The organism is Hyphomonas sp. CACIAM 19H1, from assembly GCF_003325995.1.
Lineage (GTDB): Bacteria > Pseudomonadota > Alphaproteobacteria > Caulobacterales > Hyphomonadaceae > Hyphomonas > Hyphomonas polymorpha.
The window spans coordinates 1,202,793-1,218,410 of record NZ_CP016437.1 but is presented as its reverse complement, the minus strand read 5'-3'; the positions used below and the strand labels follow the sequence as shown (position 1 = coordinate 1,218,410).

The 15,618-nt window shown below is 62.9% G+C and carries 16 protein-coding genes and 1 pseudogene; 10 read left to right on the top strand and 7 right to left on the bottom strand.

The window, feature by feature from the left end:
- The first annotated feature begins 6 nt into the window (after nt 1–6).
- Nucleotides 7–1,020, top strand: a complete 1,014-nt coding sequence (locus BBF93_RS05895; RefSeq protein ID WP_035594566.1) for an NADP-dependent oxidoreductase — start codon at nt 7–9, stop codon at nt 1,018–1,020.
- Here the strand turns inward: BBF93_RS05895 and BBF93_RS05890 are convergent.
- Nucleotides 1,017–1,436, bottom strand: a complete 420-nt coding sequence (locus tag BBF93_RS05890; protein WP_035594563.1) for a phage holin family protein — start codon at nt 1,434–1,436, stop codon at nt 1,017–1,019. The genes BBF93_RS05895 and BBF93_RS05890 overlap by 4 nt on opposite strands.
- Nucleotides 1,436–1,774 (bottom strand): hypothetical protein, encoded by a 339-nt coding sequence (locus BBF93_RS05885; protein WP_051612226.1) that lies wholly within the window; start codon nt 1,772–1,774, stop codon nt 1,436–1,438. Before BBF93_RS05885 ends, BBF93_RS05890 begins: the two co-directional genes overlap by 1 nt.
- A gap of 105 nt (nt 1,775–1,879) precedes the next feature.
- Between BBF93_RS05885 and BBF93_RS05880 the strand changes: the two genes are divergently transcribed.
- On the top strand, nt 1,880–2,593 hold the full coding sequence (locus BBF93_RS05880) for a DUF1003 domain-containing protein (protein WP_035594559.1): 714 nt from the start codon (nt 1,880–1,882) through the stop codon (nt 2,591–2,593).
- A gap of 162 nt (nt 2,594–2,755) precedes the next feature.
- Here BBF93_RS05880 and ndk read toward each other — a convergent pair whose 3' ends face one another.
- Nucleotides 2,756–3,178 carry a nucleoside-diphosphate kinase gene (gene ndk / locus BBF93_RS05875; RefSeq protein ID WP_035594557.1) on the bottom strand — a complete coding sequence of 141 codons (423 nt, stop codon included), beginning with the start codon at nt 3,176–3,178 and terminating at the stop codon, nt 2,756–2,758.
- Nucleotides 3,179–3,332: 154 nt separating this feature from the next.
- On the opposite strand from ndk, the gene BBF93_RS05870 reads away from it, so the two are divergent.
- Nucleotides 3,333–3,671 carry a zinc ribbon domain-containing protein YjdM gene (locus BBF93_RS05870; protein ID WP_035594554.1) on the top strand — a complete coding sequence of 113 codons (339 nt, stop codon included), beginning with the start codon at nt 3,333–3,335 and terminating at the stop codon, nt 3,669–3,671.
- 2 nt (nt 3,672–3,673) lie between these two features.
- On the opposite strand, the gene BBF93_RS05865 is transcribed toward BBF93_RS05870, so the two are convergent.
- The 4 genes and pseudogenes from BBF93_RS05865 to BBF93_RS05850 all read right to left on the bottom strand — a co-directional run.
- On the bottom strand, nt 3,674–3,982 hold the full coding sequence (locus BBF93_RS05865; protein WP_035594551.1) for a hypothetical protein: 309 nt from the start codon (nt 3,980–3,982) through the stop codon (nt 3,674–3,676).
- Nucleotides 3,983–3,987: 5 nt separating this feature from the next.
- Nucleotides 3,988–4,458, bottom strand: coding sequence for a DNA polymerase III subunit chi (locus tag BBF93_RS05860; protein WP_114105294.1), 471 nt, complete (start codon nt 4,456–4,458; stop codon nt 3,988–3,990).
- 30 nt (nt 4,459–4,488) lie between these two features.
- The gene (locus tag BBF93_RS05855; protein ID WP_114105293.1) at nt 4,489–4,692 is read right to left on the bottom strand and encodes a DUF4926 domain-containing protein; all 204 of its coding nucleotides are present in this window, start codon (nt 4,690–4,692) and stop codon (nt 4,489–4,491) included.
- A 232-nt stretch (nt 4,693–4,924) separates the two neighbouring features.
- Nucleotides 4,925–6,397 (bottom strand): annotated as a pseudogene (locus tag BBF93_RS05850) (leucyl aminopeptidase); the annotation flags it as partial.
- A 115-nt stretch (nt 6,398–6,512) separates the two neighbouring features.
- Between BBF93_RS05850 and BBF93_RS05845 the strand changes: the two are divergent.
- The 7 genes from BBF93_RS05845 to BBF93_RS05815 all read left to right on the top strand — a co-directional run bounded on the left by BBF93_RS05845 (nt 6,513) and on the right by BBF93_RS05815 (nt 15,547).
- Nucleotides 6,513–7,655 carry an LptF/LptG family permease gene (locus tag BBF93_RS05845; protein WP_114105291.1) on the top strand — a complete coding sequence of 381 codons (1,143 nt, stop codon included), beginning with the start codon at nt 6,513–6,515 and terminating at the stop codon, nt 7,653–7,655.
- On the top strand, nt 7,655–8,776 hold the full coding sequence (gene lptG, locus BBF93_RS05840; RefSeq protein WP_035594537.1) for an LPS export ABC transporter permease LptG: 1,122 nt from the start codon (nt 7,655–7,657) through the stop codon (nt 8,774–8,776). The genes BBF93_RS05845 and lptG overlap by 1 nt, the downstream gene beginning before the upstream one ends.
- A gap of 72 nt (nt 8,777–8,848) precedes the next feature.
- The gene (gene topA / locus BBF93_RS05835) at nt 8,849–11,437 is read left to right on the top strand and encodes a type I DNA topoisomerase (protein WP_035594534.1); all 2,589 of its coding nucleotides are present in this window, start codon (nt 8,849–8,851) and stop codon (nt 11,435–11,437) included.
- Between the two features lie 70 nt (nt 11,438–11,507).
- The gene (locus BBF93_RS05830) at nt 11,508–11,846 is read left to right on the top strand and encodes a hypothetical protein (RefSeq protein ID WP_035594531.1); all 339 of its coding nucleotides are present in this window, start codon (nt 11,508–11,510) and stop codon (nt 11,844–11,846) included.
- A gap of 64 nt (nt 11,847–11,910) precedes the next feature.
- Nucleotides 11,911–12,276 (top strand): hypothetical protein, encoded by a 366-nt coding sequence (locus tag BBF93_RS05825; protein WP_035594528.1) that lies wholly within the window; start codon nt 11,911–11,913, stop codon nt 12,274–12,276.
- A 59-nt stretch (nt 12,277–12,335) separates the two neighbouring features.
- Nucleotides 12,336–14,654, top strand: a complete 2,319-nt coding sequence (gene rnr, locus BBF93_RS05820) for a ribonuclease R (RefSeq protein WP_051612225.1) — start codon at nt 12,336–12,338, stop codon at nt 14,652–14,654.
- Between the two features lie 167 nt (nt 14,655–14,821).
- Nucleotides 14,822–15,547, top strand: coding sequence for an NUDIX hydrolase (locus tag BBF93_RS05815; protein WP_035594526.1), 726 nt, complete (start codon nt 14,822–14,824; stop codon nt 15,545–15,547).
- Nucleotides 15,548–15,618: the final 71 nt, after the last annotated feature.

Genomic DNA, 15,618 nt, shown 5'->3' with positions numbered 1-15,618 from the left:
CAATCCATGCAGCAGATCGTGCTGGCCCAGTATTGCGAGGGCGCGCCCAAACCATCTGATTTCCGCCTCGAAACCCTGCCCCTGCCAGAGCCGAAGGACGGCCAGTTTCGCGTCGCCCATGCCTGGTGCTCGGTCGATCCCGGCACCCGTTCGCGCCTTTCTGGCGGAGACAGCTACGCCGCCGCACTGCCGCTCGGCAAACCCATTGATGGCTTCAGCGTGGGTGTGGTTGATGCCTCCAACCATTCCGATTGGCCGGTGGGCACGAAAGTGTTCTGCGCTGGCGGCTGGAAAACCCATTCGCTCCAATCCGGCAAAGGTTTCATTGGCAAGGTGGCCGATGTGCCGGGCGTTCCGCTTTCGGCCTGGATCGGCGTCCTGGGTGTGCCGGGGCTGACGGCCTGGTTCGGCATGAAGGATGTGGCCCGCTTCAAGGAAGGCGACGCGGTGCTTATCACTTCCGCCGCTGGTCCGGTGGGCGCCACGGCGGGCCAGCTCGCCAAAGGCTGGGGCGCCTCGAAAGTCGTCGGCGTGGCGGGATCGGATGAGAAATGCCGCTGGCTGACGGAGGTCGCCGGCTTCGACGCGGCGATCAATTACAAGTCCGCCGACGACCTCACCGCCGCCATCGCCGCCGAATTTCCCAAAGGCGTCGACATCCTGTTCGACAATGTCGGCAATGCGATGGTCAACCGTGTGCTGCCGCTGATGGCGCTGAACGGACGCATCTGCATCTCCGGGCAGGTCGCCGACTATAACCTGACACCCGAGGAGACCCCCGGCATCGTCAATACCAAGCCCTTCATCACCCACCGGGTAAACATGCAGGGCCTCGTCGTGTTCGACTTTGCGCGCGGCTTCCCCGAAGCACTCGGCAGCATGGCGAAGATGATCGCGGGCGACACGCTGAAGACGCAGGAAGAACGCTTCGAGGGCATCGCCGCGATGCCGGAAGCCTTCTGCGGGCTTTTCAGAGGCGAGAATACCGGCCGCCGCGTGGTCAGGGTCGGCGCGGATTAGTCGTCGTCGCCATCGCCCTTGCCGAGCAGGCTGGAAAGCACGATGCCGGCAATCGCGGCGATCACCATCGCCTGCTTGCCGCCGCCTTCTCCGCCCGTGAGGGCCGAAAGCATCTGTTGCTGCGCGTCCTGACGGGCTTTGGCAGCGGCCTCTTCGGCGCGGTTCTCCGCGTTATTCTTCATCGACATGACCAGCAGGATCGCCCCTGCCATCAGGGAAAAGCCGAGCGCGATGAAGGCAGCGGCGGCCCAGGGGCTCATCCGTTCCGCCAGGAACAATGCCAGCGCCGCCACAGCCGCGATGTAAGCCGTGAGCAGCATGACACCGACGACGGCAAGCGTGCCAAGGCCCTTGATGCCCCGGTTCACCTGCTCGCCTACCTGGCCCTGCAGCAACGACGACAAGAAAGACAACATCAGCGGCGCGTCATCAGCAGCGAAACAACGAAGCCGGCGCCAAAGGCGATCAGCAGTGTCTGCAGCGGGTTGGCGCGGGTCTGCACGCCCAGCGTCTTCTCCAGCGAATTGGCCTGCTTGTGGATCTGTTTCAGGGCACGGCGGGCTTCCTTGAGAACTTCCTCGCCAATGTCTTCTGCAGTATCTGCAGCAGATTGCGTTGCTTCTTCAGCCTCAGCCTGTGCCTTTTCCGCGAGAGCCGCCATGATCTCATCAATCTCCGCACGCAGCGATACCAGCCGGGCTTCCAGGTCTTCTGAGCCTTGTTTTGCTTCGGTATTTTTGGGCGCTTTGGACATGGGACATACTACCTGAAAATTTACTTCCAGCATTTGCAATATCAGATTTTTATTGTTTTTGGATGAAGGTTAACCGGCCAATTTTACTCTGAATGGGAAAAGCTGATGGCTGCGGATACTGGCGACGTTACCTGCGCGGTATGTCACAAGACCTTCTCTCTCGCGGAAGTCCGGCGAGTGTGCGACTCAACGCCGGGCACGCAGGCGGCCCTGCGCGCGCAATTGCCTGACATCCAGCCGGACCAGCATGTCTGCCTGCCTGATATTGCGAGGATGCGGCGGCTGTATCTTGAGCAGTTGCTGGAAAAGGAGCGCGGCGAGCTGACAGCGCTCGACGAACAGGTTCTGCAGAGCCTGGAGACGGGCACCCTGGTGGCCGATGAGCCAGATGCCGGCTGGGACGATGCGCGCAGCTTTGGCGAGCGGGCCGCTGACGCTGTGGCGCGGTTTGGCGGTTCCTGGACGTTCATCCTGCTGTTCTGCTTCATCCTGATAGTCTGGATGCTGGTAAACGCCACGGGATTCATCCTGGGCAGGTTTGACCCTTACCCCTTCATTTTATTGAATTTGGTCCTCTCCTGTATTGCGGCCTTGCAGGCGCCTATCATCATGATGAGCCAGCGCCGCCAGGAGGCAAAGGACAGGCTACGTTCGGAGAACGACTATAAGGTGAACCTCAAGGCGGAGCTGGAAATTCGGCACCTGCACGAGAAACTGGACCTTCACCTGCACCGCCAGTGGGAAAGGCTTGCCTCGATCCAGAGGCTTCAGATCGAGCTTCTCGAAGAAGCCGCGCGGGGCGACGGCGCCCGCAATTAGGCCTCAAAACCGGGTCAGCGGGCGTCATTCCCGTGACAACGCCAGCCCTCTCATGGACAAATCCGGACAGTTTCGGACAGCGATGGGACAATTCCGGACACAAAAAACCGGAGGCGGGCGGGCCCAGCCTCCGGCTTGATGTTTCGCCCTGGGGCGCGCCGCTTAGGCGGTGATGTCAGCTTCGGAGAAGAACTGAGCGATCTCGATGGCGGCGTTTTCAGCCGAGTCCGAACCGTGGACCGAGTTCTCGCCGATCGACTTGGCAAACAGCTTGCGGATGGTGCCTTCAGCGGCGTCGGCCGGATTGGTGGCGCCCATCACTTCGCGGTATTTCGCGATGGCGTCTTCAGCTTCCAGAACCTGGACGACGACCGGGCCGGAGATCATGAAATCCACCAGCTCGCCGAAGAAGGGGCGGGCCGAGTGAACCGAATAGAAACGCTCAGCCTGGGCGCGCGTCATCTGGATGCGGCGCTGGCCGACGATGCGCAGGCCGGCTTTCTCGATCACGGCGTTGATGGCGCCGGTGAGGTTACGCTCGGTGGCGTCGGGCTTGATGATGGAAAAGGTGCGCTGCACGGCCATGAGGGGCTTCCTGTAGTTCTGGTTGTTTCCGGGGATTTGCCGGGCCTATAGCGGCGCCTGCCCGCCGGGGCAAGCGGGGACATACCGGGGGTTGCAGTGGTGCCCGCCGGGGATTAGGGGCGTTGAGGCCCCGCCATTCGAAAGACCCCTGCCCATGTCCGACCTTCCCTCCTGCCCCAAATGCGGCTCCACCCTCACCTATGAAGACGGCGCCCTGCTGGTGTGCCCCGAATGCGCGCATGAATGGGCGCCGGGCGAGGCCGCCGCTGAAGACGGGCCGAAGGTGGTGAAGGACTCGGTCGGCAATGTGCTGGCCGATGGCGACACGGTGACGGTGATCAAGGACCTGAAGGTGAAGGGTTCGTCCCTGGTCGTGAAACGCGGCACCAAGGTGAAGAACATCCGCCTCGTGGACGGCGACCATGACATCGACTGCAAGATCGACGGCGTGGGCGCGATGGGGCTGAAATCGGAGTTTGTGAAGAAGGGGTGAGTCTAGGACAAGTTGGACCAAATCTGTTCGTCTGACTGAATTGCCTTCACAACCGCCTCCGCCCTCTCTCGAGCGTCCGGCGATAGAGAAAGACCCATATTCTCTATCTCCGCCCAGATTAAGTAATCTACGACAACGCTTGCAGCTTCACCATCTCGAACCATCGTTGCAGCACGCATCAGATAGCCATCGTACTCGTCTTCAAATCCGCAAGTTTCCCAGCTCGCGGCATTTGCCAACAAGCCGATTGGGTCCCAGAGCCTCCAGCCGATGTCTCTAAGACGCGACAGACGCACTTTGGGACGTTTCATGTTGATTAAACCCCCGCCTCTTTCCAGCCGCCACGATCCGTCTGCTGAAAATAGCGTGTGACCAATCCCGCATCCTTCGCCGCCTTGAACTGGGCGCGGGCCTTGTTGCGGGTGCCGGTGTCGGCGTCCTCGAACATCACCATGCAGCGCTTGAAGGCGGCGTCCACCGGCGCTTCCACGCCGTCCATCAGCATCAGGGCTTCGGCGTTGTTGGCGTTGGCGAGCTTGGCTGAGAGCAGCACCGGCTGGCGGGCGACATCCAGCCCCGGCGCATCGGCCTGGCCATGCGGCAGGAAGGAGGCGTCATCAAACGTCCAGAGCACGGCGTCGAGCTTGGCGAGGCGCTCCGCCCGCGGAGAAACAGCCAGCACGCGCCAGCCAACCTCGAGGCATTTCTGCAGAAGCGGCGCGGCCGCCTCTTCCAGCGCGCTGCGCGAGAGATGGTAGAACCACCATTCGGGGGCTGCTGGCTGCATGCTCAATTCCGTCTCCGCTTAGTTGTGCAGTCAAACCACTTCAAACTGCTCCGGCGACAAGGTTAATTGCGCCACCGTGGCGCCGTTCCTATCGCAGAACTCCACCTCGTAGGCTTCTGGAGGACGATCAAATACCTCCACTATTACACCCGTCGCGCCCGCCGTTAATCCGTGATCGAGCGCAGCATCGAGCAGGCGAACCGTATCCAGCAGTTTTGGCTTATTGGGCGTCATAGCTGAAGAGTGGCAACTTTATTCCGGAGTGCGCGACTTTGCTCAGGATGAGCGGGGGTTGCAAGCGGCGCGCGACGGATAAAGAAACCCATCCATTCGTCACGCCCGACGGCTGAAAGCCATCTGAGCGCCCATCTCCTGCCCCTTCCGCTTTCGCAGACGGTGAGGTTTGGAGATGGGCCCTCAGACGGGCGTTGCCCGTCGAGGGTGACGAGCGATGAGAGCGGGGCAATTACGCCTCGTAGTTATCCACAATCCAGCGGCTGAGCAGGCGCGGGCCGTAGCCGGAGGCCCAGCTCGGATCGGTTGGCGACTTCTCGCCTTCGACCCAGGCAACGCCAGCGATGTCGATATGCGCCCAGCGCACGCCGTCTTTGACGAAACGCTTGAGGAACTGCGCTGCCGTGATCGAGCCGGCTGCGCGCCCGCCGATGTTACGCATGTCTGCGAACTTCGACTTGAGCAGCGAGTCGTATTCCGAGCCCATCGGCAGGCGCCACACGCGCTCACCTTCGGCGAGACCCGCCTTGGTCAGCTCGTCGGCCAGGTCATCACTGTTGGTGAAGAGGCCGGCATGATGGTGGCCGAGGGAGATGACGATGGCACCGGTCAGCGTGGCAAGGTCCACAATGGCTTTCGGCTTGAAATGCTCCTGCGCGTACCAGAGCACGTCACACAGAACGAGACGGCCTTCGGCGTCGGTGTTCTGCACTTCGATGGTCTGGCCGGAGGCCGAGCGGAGAATATCGCCGGGGCGGATGGCGTTGCCATCGGGCATGTTTTCCACAAGGCCGATGAGGCCGACGACGCTCACCTTGGCTTTGGCCTGGGCGAGCGCGCGCATCGTGCCGGTGACTGCCGCCGCGCCGCCCATGTCGCCGCGCATCTCTTCCATGCCGGGGCCAGGCTTCAGCGAGACGCCGCCCGTATCAAAGCAGACGCCCTTGCCGACGAGGATGACCGGATCCTCACCCGGCTTGCCGCCATTCCATTTCATGATGCCAAGCTGGCTTTCCTTCACCGAACCCTGGCCGACGCCGAGCAGCGCGCCCATGCCGAGCTTGGCCATCTGCTTCTCGCCGAGGACTTCCACTTCCACGCCCAGATCGGCGAGTTCCTTGATCTTCTCGGCAAAGCTTTCCGGGTGAAGGTCGTTGGGCGGCATGTTGACGAGGTCGCGCGCCAGATAGGTACCGTCCGTGGCAGCATCCAGCAGGACGAAAGCAGCCTTGGCGGCCTTGGGATCGTCACACACGATGGTCAGGCCCGAAAGGCTGGGCTTCTGGTCGGATTTGAGTTTGGTGAAATAGGTGTCGAAGCGGTAGGCGGCGAGCTTGGCGCCGGCGGCGATACGCGCAGCTTCCTCGGCGGTGTGAACGGTAATCGAGGCCGACTTGAAGCCGGAGGAAGCAAACGCCTTGATGAAATGGGCGCCGATATTCTCCAGGGCGCGAGCGTCGCGCTTCTTCGGCTTGCCACCGCCCAGAACGACAGCGCGGCGCGCGTCCGAACCCTTGGGCAGCACAACCGCCACCTGCTGGCCAACCTTGCCGTCGAATCGCCCCCCCTCGATGGCTTCAGCGATCAGACCGCCCGCGGCCTTGTCGAGCGCTTCTGCGCTGCCCGGCAGACCAGCCCCTTCATCGGCGATGAAAGCGGCGATGTCGGCCTTTGCGGCTTCTGCAAATGTAATCTTCATGTGTGGAAACTCCGTTTGAAGCGGAAACTAAGCATCGACGCGCCAAGCGCAACTCGTTAGCTAGAGAAATGCTGCCAATTCCGGTTCGATTTCTGGACGCTAGAGTGCCCGCGCCCCGCTTATGACCAAGATCCAGCTGCACCTATTCCGGCAGGTCCTGCAGGCCGTGCTGATCATCGTGGGCAGCCTCGTGATGGTCGCACTGTTGGCGCAGGGATTGTCCCGCACGGATGTAATCCTGGAAAACCGGCAGTCGGCGCTCACATATTTCTATATCGTCATGCTCGGCTCGCCACAGGTGATTGCCCTGCTGTTGCCGCTGGCGCTGTTCGTCGCCGGGGTCTGGTCGCTGAACCGTATCCACAAGGATTCGGAAATCGTGGTGGCGCAGGCTGCCGGGATGACGCGTTGGCAGGTTGCCTCGCCCGTCATGCGGTTGGCGGTGGTGTGCATGCTGGCGCATATGTCGGTGAACCTGTGGGTTCAGCCGATGTCCCAGCGGGCGATGCGCGAGGCGGTGGCCGACGCGCGGGCAGACCTTGCCGCAGCCCTTTTCCGGGCCGGTCAGTTCACCTCCAATGGCGAACGGCTCACATTCTATGCGCGCGACCAGGTGGGTGGGGAACTGCGCGGCGTGTTGATTTCGGACATGACCGATCCGGACTATCCGACCGATATTCTCGCCCGGTCGGCGGCGCTGGTGACGGTCGACGGGCACCCCACCCTTCTCTTGCGCGACGCGCTCAGCCAGCAGCTGGATGCCAACCAGCAGCTGTCGGTCCTGGAATTTGACCAGTACATGTTCGACCTGACGGACTTCATGAAGGAAGATTCCGAACTGGTACTCAAGGCGTCCGACAAATTCCTGTTTGAGCTGCTGTTCGTGGACCGGAGGAACTATTTCGAGAACAAGGAGGCCGACAGCTTCCTGGCCGAAGCGAATGCGCGCCTCACCTCGCCTCTGCTCAACATCGTCATGGCGTTGCTGGCAATCTTTGCCGTTCTGGGCGGGGATTTCAGCCGGCAGGGCTACAGCAAGCGGATCGGCATCGCGACAGGCGGAGCGATCTTCGTGCTGGTGGTGCATCTGGCGCTGCAATCGGCAGCGGCAGATGACCCGCAGCTCAATATCGCCCTCTGGGCCGTGCCTGTGCTGACCAGCCTGATGCTGGGCTGGATCTATTTCGGACGCGGCGCCCGGATCGGGCGGAAACAAAGGATTGCCCCGCCCCCACCGGGATACATACCCGGAGCGCGCGCCTGATGCCCCTGTTTTCCCGCATCCAGCGCTATATCCTGCGCGAGTGTCTTTCGGGCCTCGCGCTGGTGCTGGCTATCCTGCTGCTGGCGATCATGATGATCGACGTGGTGGAGCAGATGCGCACCGTTGGCAGCGACGTGGAGATCACGCTGCTGGACGCGTTGCGCCTGTCGGCCATGAAACTGCCGATGATTGTCGAACAGACCCTGCCTTTCGCCCTTCTGGCAGCGACGATGATGGCGTTTACCCGGCTGAACCGGCGTTCCGAACTCTCGATCATCCGCGCAAGCGGCCTGTCGGCCTGGCGGTTCCTCACGCCGGTGATCGTGCTGGGCATCATGTTGGGCCTGTTCTCATCCATGGTGCTGAACCCGTTTACCGCCAGCCTTGCCCAGTCTTACGAGGCCGAACGCGCCCGGTTGCTGAACATTGGCCGGGGCACGGTTGCGGTGGGCGAAACCGGCATCTGGCTGCGCCAGGGCGACGATACCAGCCAGTATGTGATCCATGCGCGCCGGGTTGAAGATGGCGGCCGGACGCTGACCGGCGTGAAGATCATCGAGGAGCAACGTCTTTATAATGGGCGTCAGCCGACCAATGACTTTGCCTTTGTGCGCCGGATCGACGCTCAGCGAGCCGTTTTGAACGATGGTTTCTGGCAGCTCGAGAACCTGGTCGAGAACCTGCCCAATCAGGTGCCGGAACGGCGTGCCACGCTGGCGATCCCAACCTCGCTGGACGCAGTCCGCCTGCTGGACGAGTTTGCCACGCCCAACACCATCGGTTTCTGGGATTTGCCGCGCTTCATTTTTGAAACGCGCGCCGCAGGACTGGACACTTCGCGTTATACGATGCGTTGGTTCACCCTTACGGCGACACCCGTGCTATTTACCGCAATGGCCCTTATCGGGGCGCTGGCCTGCCTGCGCCTGCAGCGTCTGGGGGGTACTTCCAGACTGCTGGCCACCGGCGTCATGGCGGCCATTGGGCTTTATTTTTTCACGCAATTTTCCTCCAGCCTGGGGGCAACCGGGGCGGCGCCCGCGGCGGTGGCCGCATGGTCTCCGCCGCTGTTCTTCCTGTTCGTCAGCCTGGCCTTCATTGCCTACCGCGAAGACGGCTGACGCTGTCCCGGCCTTGACAGCCCCTGCCGTGGCAGACCATCTCTGCCGCCCTTGAAGAGGTGGACCCCCCGCATGAAACTTGTCGTCGTCGAGTCTCCGGCAAAGGCCAAAACGATCAACAAGTACCTGGGCAAGGACTATAAAGTCCTCGCGTCCTACGGGCATATCCGGGATCTGCCGTCGAAAAACGGCTCGGTTGACCCCGAAAACGACTTCGAAATGGTCTGGGAGGCCGATGCCAAATCCGCCAAGCGGATCTCCGACATCGCCAATGCCCTGAAGGATGCAGATACGCTCATCCTCGCGACTGACCCTGATCGCGAGGGCGAAGCCATCTCCTGGCACCTGATCGAGGCGTTGAAAAAGCGCCGGGCGCTGAAAAAGGACATGGCGGTCGAGCGGGTGGTGTTCAACGCCATCACCAAGAGTGCCGTAACCCAGGCCATGGAACAGCCGCGCAAGATCGACGAGGAACTGGTCGACGCCTACCTCGCCCGCCGGGCGCTGGACTATCTCGTCGGCTTCAACCTCTCTCCCGTCCTCTGGCGCAAGCTGCCGGGCTCCCGCTCGGCCGGCCGGGTGCAATCGGTCGCGCTTCGCATCGTGTGCGACCGCGAGAACGAGATCGAGATGTTCCGGCCTCAGGAATACTGGAACATCGCCGCCGAGCTGCGCGCGCCCGATGGGTCGCATTTCGAGGCCCGGCTCCATTCGCTGGATGGCGAGACGCTGAAGAAGTTCACCCTTGGCAACAAGGGCGACGCAGACCGGGCGCTGGAAATCGTCAAGGCCGGCGGCTATTCGGTCAGCACGGTTGAGGCAAAGCCGGTCAAGCGCAACCCGCCCCCGCCCTTCATCACCTCCACGCTGCAGCAGGAAGCCAGCCGCAAACTCGGCTTCTCGGCCAAGCGCACCATGCAGGCCGCCCAGAAACTCTACGAAGAAGGCCGCATCACCTATATGCGGACAGATGGCGTCAACATGGCCGAGGAGGCCTATGCCGCCGCCCGCGCCATGATCCAGTCAAACTATGGCGCGCGCTACCTGCCGGAAAACACCCGCCGCTATTCCTCCAAGGCGAAGAACGCGCAGGAGGCCCACGAGGCCGTCCGCCCGACCGACTTCAATCTGCGCCCCGAAGACTATCACGGCGACGGAGACCTGAAGAAACTCTACACGCTGGTCTGGCGCCGCGCTGTGGCGTCCCAGATGGAAGCGGCCGTGTTCGAGCGCACCACCATCGACCTGATCTCGAAGGACAAGCGCGCAGGCCTGCGCGCCACCGGCCAGGTCGTCGTGTTTGACGGCTACATCAAGCTCTACACCGAAGGCCATGACGCCGGCGATGATGATGACGATGCCGAAGGGCGCCTGCCGAAGATGGCGGAAGGTCAGCATGCAGACCTTCTGAAGGCAGAAGCCAACCAGTCCTTCACCCAGCCGCCCCCGCGCTATACCGAAGCCTCCTTGGTCAAGCGCCTGGAAGAACTCGGCATCGGCCGCCCGTCGACCTATGCCTCCACCCTCTCGACGCTGGAAGACCGCGGCTATGTCCGCATCGAAGGCAAGGCGCTCGTGCCCGAAGACAAGGGCCGCCTTGTCACCGCCTTCCTCGAAAACTTCTTCAGCCGTTATGTGGAGTATGACTTCACCGCCGGGCTGGAAGAAAAGCTCGACGTGATTTCTGACGGCAAGCTCGACTGGAAAGCCTTCCTGCGCGAATTCTGGCAGCAATTTGCCGCTGATATTGACGGCACCAAGGAACTGCGCGTCTCCGCCGTGCTGGACGCGCTGAACGAGGCGCTGGGCGCCTATGTGTTCCCGCGCCAGGACGCCGAAGGCAACCCGATTGAAAATCCGCGTCAGTGCCCCCTCTGCAAGGAGGGCGAACTGTCGATGAAGCTCGGCAAATTCGGCGCCTTTGTCGGCTGCTCGCGCCATCCCGAATGCAAATACACGCGCCAGTTTTCCTCCGAAGGCGGAGAGAGCGCAGCCATCAGCCCGGACGGCAATGAGCTTGGCGTTCATCCGGATACGGGCGAAACCATCTTCCTCAAATCCGGCCGCTTCGGCCCCTATGTTGAGATGGCGAATGGCGAAAAACCCAAGCGCGCCTCGCTGACCAAGGCGGACAAGGACAATCTGGACGGCTTCACCTTGGCGCGCGCCGTCGAGCTTCTGATGCTGCCGCGCGAAGTTGGTCCCCACCCGGAAGATGGCGAGATGATCCTCGCCAATTTCGGCCGGTTCGGGCCGTATGTTCAGCATGGCAAGACCTATGCGAACCTGAAAGATCCGCGCGATGTGTTCACCATCGGCGTCAACCACGCCGTCGCGCTGATCGAGGACAAGAAAGCCCGCGGCTCTGCCCGCGCCGGCGCAGCCGCGCTCAAAACCCTCGGCGACCATCCCGATGGCGGCGCCATCGAAGTGTTCGAAGGCCGCTATGGCCCTTACGTGAAATGGGGCAAGGTCAACGCCACGCTTCCCAAGGACGTCACGCCGGATGTGGTGACGCTCGAGCAAGCCATCGAACTGGTAAACGCCAAAGGCGGCAGCGCGAAGAAAAAAGCGCCCGCCAAGAAAGCCGCCGCGAAGAAACCAGCTGCGAAGAAAGCCGCTCCGAAGAAGAAGGCGGCGGCGAAGAAGGACGAGGCGTAATCTCCCATTCACCCTCCCTTCAGATTCCGTCTGTCCCTATGCGGAGGAAGCTGACCGGAGGCCCCCGACCATGCCTTTGCCTGCCCTTTTCTCCGCCCTTGCCCTGATGGCTTCGCCCGCCAGCGGGGCGAGTGCCTATGAGATGGAAATCTACGTCCGTGACAAGACGAGCGAGACCGTCTTCCTCGCTCCGCCGGAAATGGCCGCAGCGGGCACCCTGCCCGTCTTCCGCATCTGCTATCGCAGCGCCGCCTCCACCCCGGCCCCGGAAACCCTCAGCGTACATATCGGCGCGCGGGTCCAGCTGCTCTCCCCCGGCAAGTGCAGCTTCTTTGCGGGCGACCAGATCGACCTCGCCGTCTGGAAGGGCGAGGGCACCCTGCGCGCCACAGTCACCCTGCTGCGCTGAGATTGACACCGCCGCTGCTGCAAGCAACCTCCCGTCAGAATGAGTCGTGGGGACATCAATCATCATGATCCGGAAAATCCTGCTGGCAACATTTGCCGCCATCCTGGCCCTGCCGCTGGCCGCCCGCGCCGATGTGCCCCCGCCCATCCGGGTCACCGCCAAAGGCAAGGAGGTGGTGCCCGTGCTGGTGAGCCAGCCGCTGCCCCAGGGCGCGCAGGTGCTGTCCACGCCGGTGCTGCAGGTTTGCCATGGCGGCGGCGGGGCGGCCAATGCGGTCATCCTCTCGGGCGATCCGGATTTTGACGAGGACGACACGATCGAGACAGTGATCGTGCCCGGCCAGTGCGTGTTCATCTCCGCCCGGCTGGTCCGGCTGACGACAAACACAGCAGGCGGCAGCACCGCGATCCTGGTGCAACTGGTGCGCTGAAAAGGCGTTCCGCATAAATTCCCGCGCAATTGCGCCCGAATTACACTATATGCGGCCTCATGAGTTTTCCAGATAGACAGACTGTCCTTGATTTCCTGAGGGAAAATCCAGGCGCAACCAGCAAAGCCGATATTGCCCGTGGCCTGAAAGTGAAGGGCCGCGAGCGCGCCGTGTTGCGCGACGTGCTCAAGGAGCTTGAAGAAGAAGGCAAGCTGGAGCGTACCGGCAAGCGCAGCTTCGCCCAGGCAGACCGGCCCCCGCCCTCCGGCCTCGTCGAATTCACCCGCCTCACCAAGGACGGCGACCTCCTCGGCCAGTGCGTCGGCGATAGCGGCCTCTTCGGCCCCGAACTCGTCTATGGCGGCCCCTCCGGCAAAAGCCGTGGCCGCGCTCCGGCGAAGGGCGACCGGGCCGTGTGCAAGATTGCCCAGCGCGACAATGGCGAATGGCGCGCTTACGTCATCACGCTGCTGGAGAAACGCCTCAGCGACCGCATCGTCGGCCTCTATGAGCACGCCCCGCGTGGCGGCCGCGTCATCCCCGCCAGCCGGAAGGAACGCCGTGAACTGCTGATTCAGGAAGGCGACCGCAAGGGCGCCAAGGATGGCGATCTCGTCGTGGCCGAGCCAAAGCCGCAAGGCCGCCGCCAGATGGGTCCGCCGCTGGGCGTGATCAAAGAGGTCATCGGCCACATTACCGATGCCCGATCAGCCAGCCTCATCGCCATCTATGCGCATGACATTCCGGTGGACTTCCCCGAAGCCGCCCTGAAGGAAGCGCGCGAGAAAGAACCCGCCGACGTTCCGAGAACGGACCTTCGTAATACGCCGCTGATCACCATCGACCCGCATGACGCGCGCGACCATGACGACGCCGTCTGGGCCGAAGAGATGGAAGATGGCGGCTGGAAGGTGATCGTCGCGATTGCCGATGTCGCCGCCTACGTCACCGAAGGCTCGGCGCTGGACCGGGAAGCGGAGAAGCGCGGCAACTCGACCTACTTCCCGGACCGGGTCGTCCCCATGCTGCCATTCGAGCTTTCGGCAGATGCCTGCTCGCTGCGCGAGGGCGAAGACCGGCCGTGCCTCGCCGTGGAGATGATCTTCTCCAGGGATGGCCACAAGAAGCGCCACCGCTTCCTGCGCGCCACCATGCGTTCTGCCGCCAAGCTCTCCTATGAGGAGGCGCAGACCGCCATTGATGGTAATCCGTCAGGCAAGGCGGGCGAGCTTCTGGAAACGGTGCTGAAGCCGCTCTGGGGCGCCTATGCGGCCGTCTCCAAGGCGCGCGACATCCGCAGCCCGCTCGACCTCGACATGCCCGAGCGGCGCATCATGTTCACGCCCGAAGGCCAGGTTGACGGCATCACCACCAAGGTGCGCCTCGATGCCCACCGGCTGATCGAAGAGTTCATGATCCAGGCAAACGTGGCCGCTGCCGAAACACTGGAGCAGAAGAACAGCCCCGTCATGTACCGCGTGCATGATACGCCATCTGACGCGAAAGTGGCGGCGTTCGCAGAGTTCCTGCAAACGCTGGACATGAAATGGAACATTGGCGAACGTCCGCAGACGCACAAGTTCAATCGCCTGCTCGCAGAGATACGCGGCGGGGATTGTGAAGGCATGATCTCCCAGATGGTGCTGCGCACGCAGGCCCAGGCGATCTATTCGGAAGAAAACCTGGGCCACTTTGGCCTGAACCTTCCCAAATATGCCCACTTCACCTCGCCCATCCGCCGGTATGCCGACCTTGTCGTCCACCGCGCGCTGATCCGGGCGCATGATTTCGGCCCCGATGGCCTCTCCGAGCGCGCGGCCGTGCGCCTTGAGGAAATCGCCGAGCACATCTCGATGACAGAGCGACGCTCGATGGCCGCCGAGCGCGACGCGACCGACCGGTATCTGGCAATCTTCCTGTCAGACCGCGTGGGCGCAGAGTTTGAAGGCCGCATCACCGGCGTCACACCGGCGGGCCTCTTTGTGTCGCTCGCCGGGTCTGGCGCCGATGGCTTCGTGCCGATCTCGTCGCTCTCGGATGAATACTGGATCCATGACGAAGCCGCTGTCGCCGTCTATGCGCGCGGCTCGGGAAAAACTTTCTCCATTGGCCAGATCGTCCGGGTACGGCTTCTGGAAGTCACGCCTCTGCAGGGCGGCCTGCTGCTGGAAATGATCTCCGATCCCCTGCCCGCGCCGGCCGGCCGCAAGGCCGCCCGTCAGGCCATCACCCGCGAACGCGGCGCCCCCCGCGGGCGCACCGGCGGGGGTGGCGGCGCCGGCCGCAGCAGCGGCGGTGGTCCCCCGCGCCGCGGCAAACCAAAGTTCGACAAGCGCACCCTGCCCAAAGGCAGCAAGGGCAAAGGCAAGCGCCGGTAGGAATATTGGTTTCTCACCCTTCCCTGCAAAGCGGGGGTGAGGCGGAACAGGCATCGCACTGCGATGACCCGCCGAACGACGCGCCACAGCAGCGAGACGGAGGGGCGCTGGAGGCTAACCCAGCGTCACTGTTTTCAAAGGCTGCGGTCCGCCTGTAGGATTGCCATATGTCAGGCATGCTCAAAACCGCGTTCGACAAGGAAGAAGACGGCGACGTCGTCATCAAGGGTAAACCGAGCCCACGCCCCAAGGATGCGGCCACGCTGATCCTCGTGCGCCGCGATCAAACCCAGCCCCGCGTGCTGATGGGCAAACGGGCGGGCACCAACGCCTTCATGCCGGACAAATACGTGTTCCCCGGTGGCCGCGTTGACCCGCATGACGGCAAGGCCCTTGCCTGGGAGGAGCTGCACCCCGAGGTCGAGGCAAAGCTGCGCCTGCAATCGCGCCGCCTGCCCCGGTCCATGGCGCTGACGGCCATCCGTGAGCTGTTTGAGGAAACCGGCCTGATCATGGGCCGCTCCGCCGAGATGCCGGATGCCTGCCCCATCGGCTGGGAGGATTTCCACAGGCTGGATGTGGTGCCCAATCTGGCCCCGCTGACCTTCATCGGCCGCGCCGTCACCCCGCCCTACCGGCCCCGGCGCTTCGATGCCCGCTTCTTCATGGCCGAGGCCGAAGAGGCCCTGATCGACGAGCGCCCCCCGGTCGACGGGGCAGAACTCTCCGACCTTCAATGGGTGACGCTGGCTGATGCCATGAAGCTCGACCTGCCCTCGGTCACCCGCTTCATGCTGGGAGAGATTGCCGAGCGTCTGGCCAAGCCCCAGGATGCGCATCGCCCGCCCTTCCTGCGATGGACCCGTACCGGTCACCAGACTGACCGCCTGTGACGCCGGAAGTGCCCGGATTTGTCACGAATTGTCCGGATTTGTCCGAAACTGTCCGCGAATTGGCACAGGAC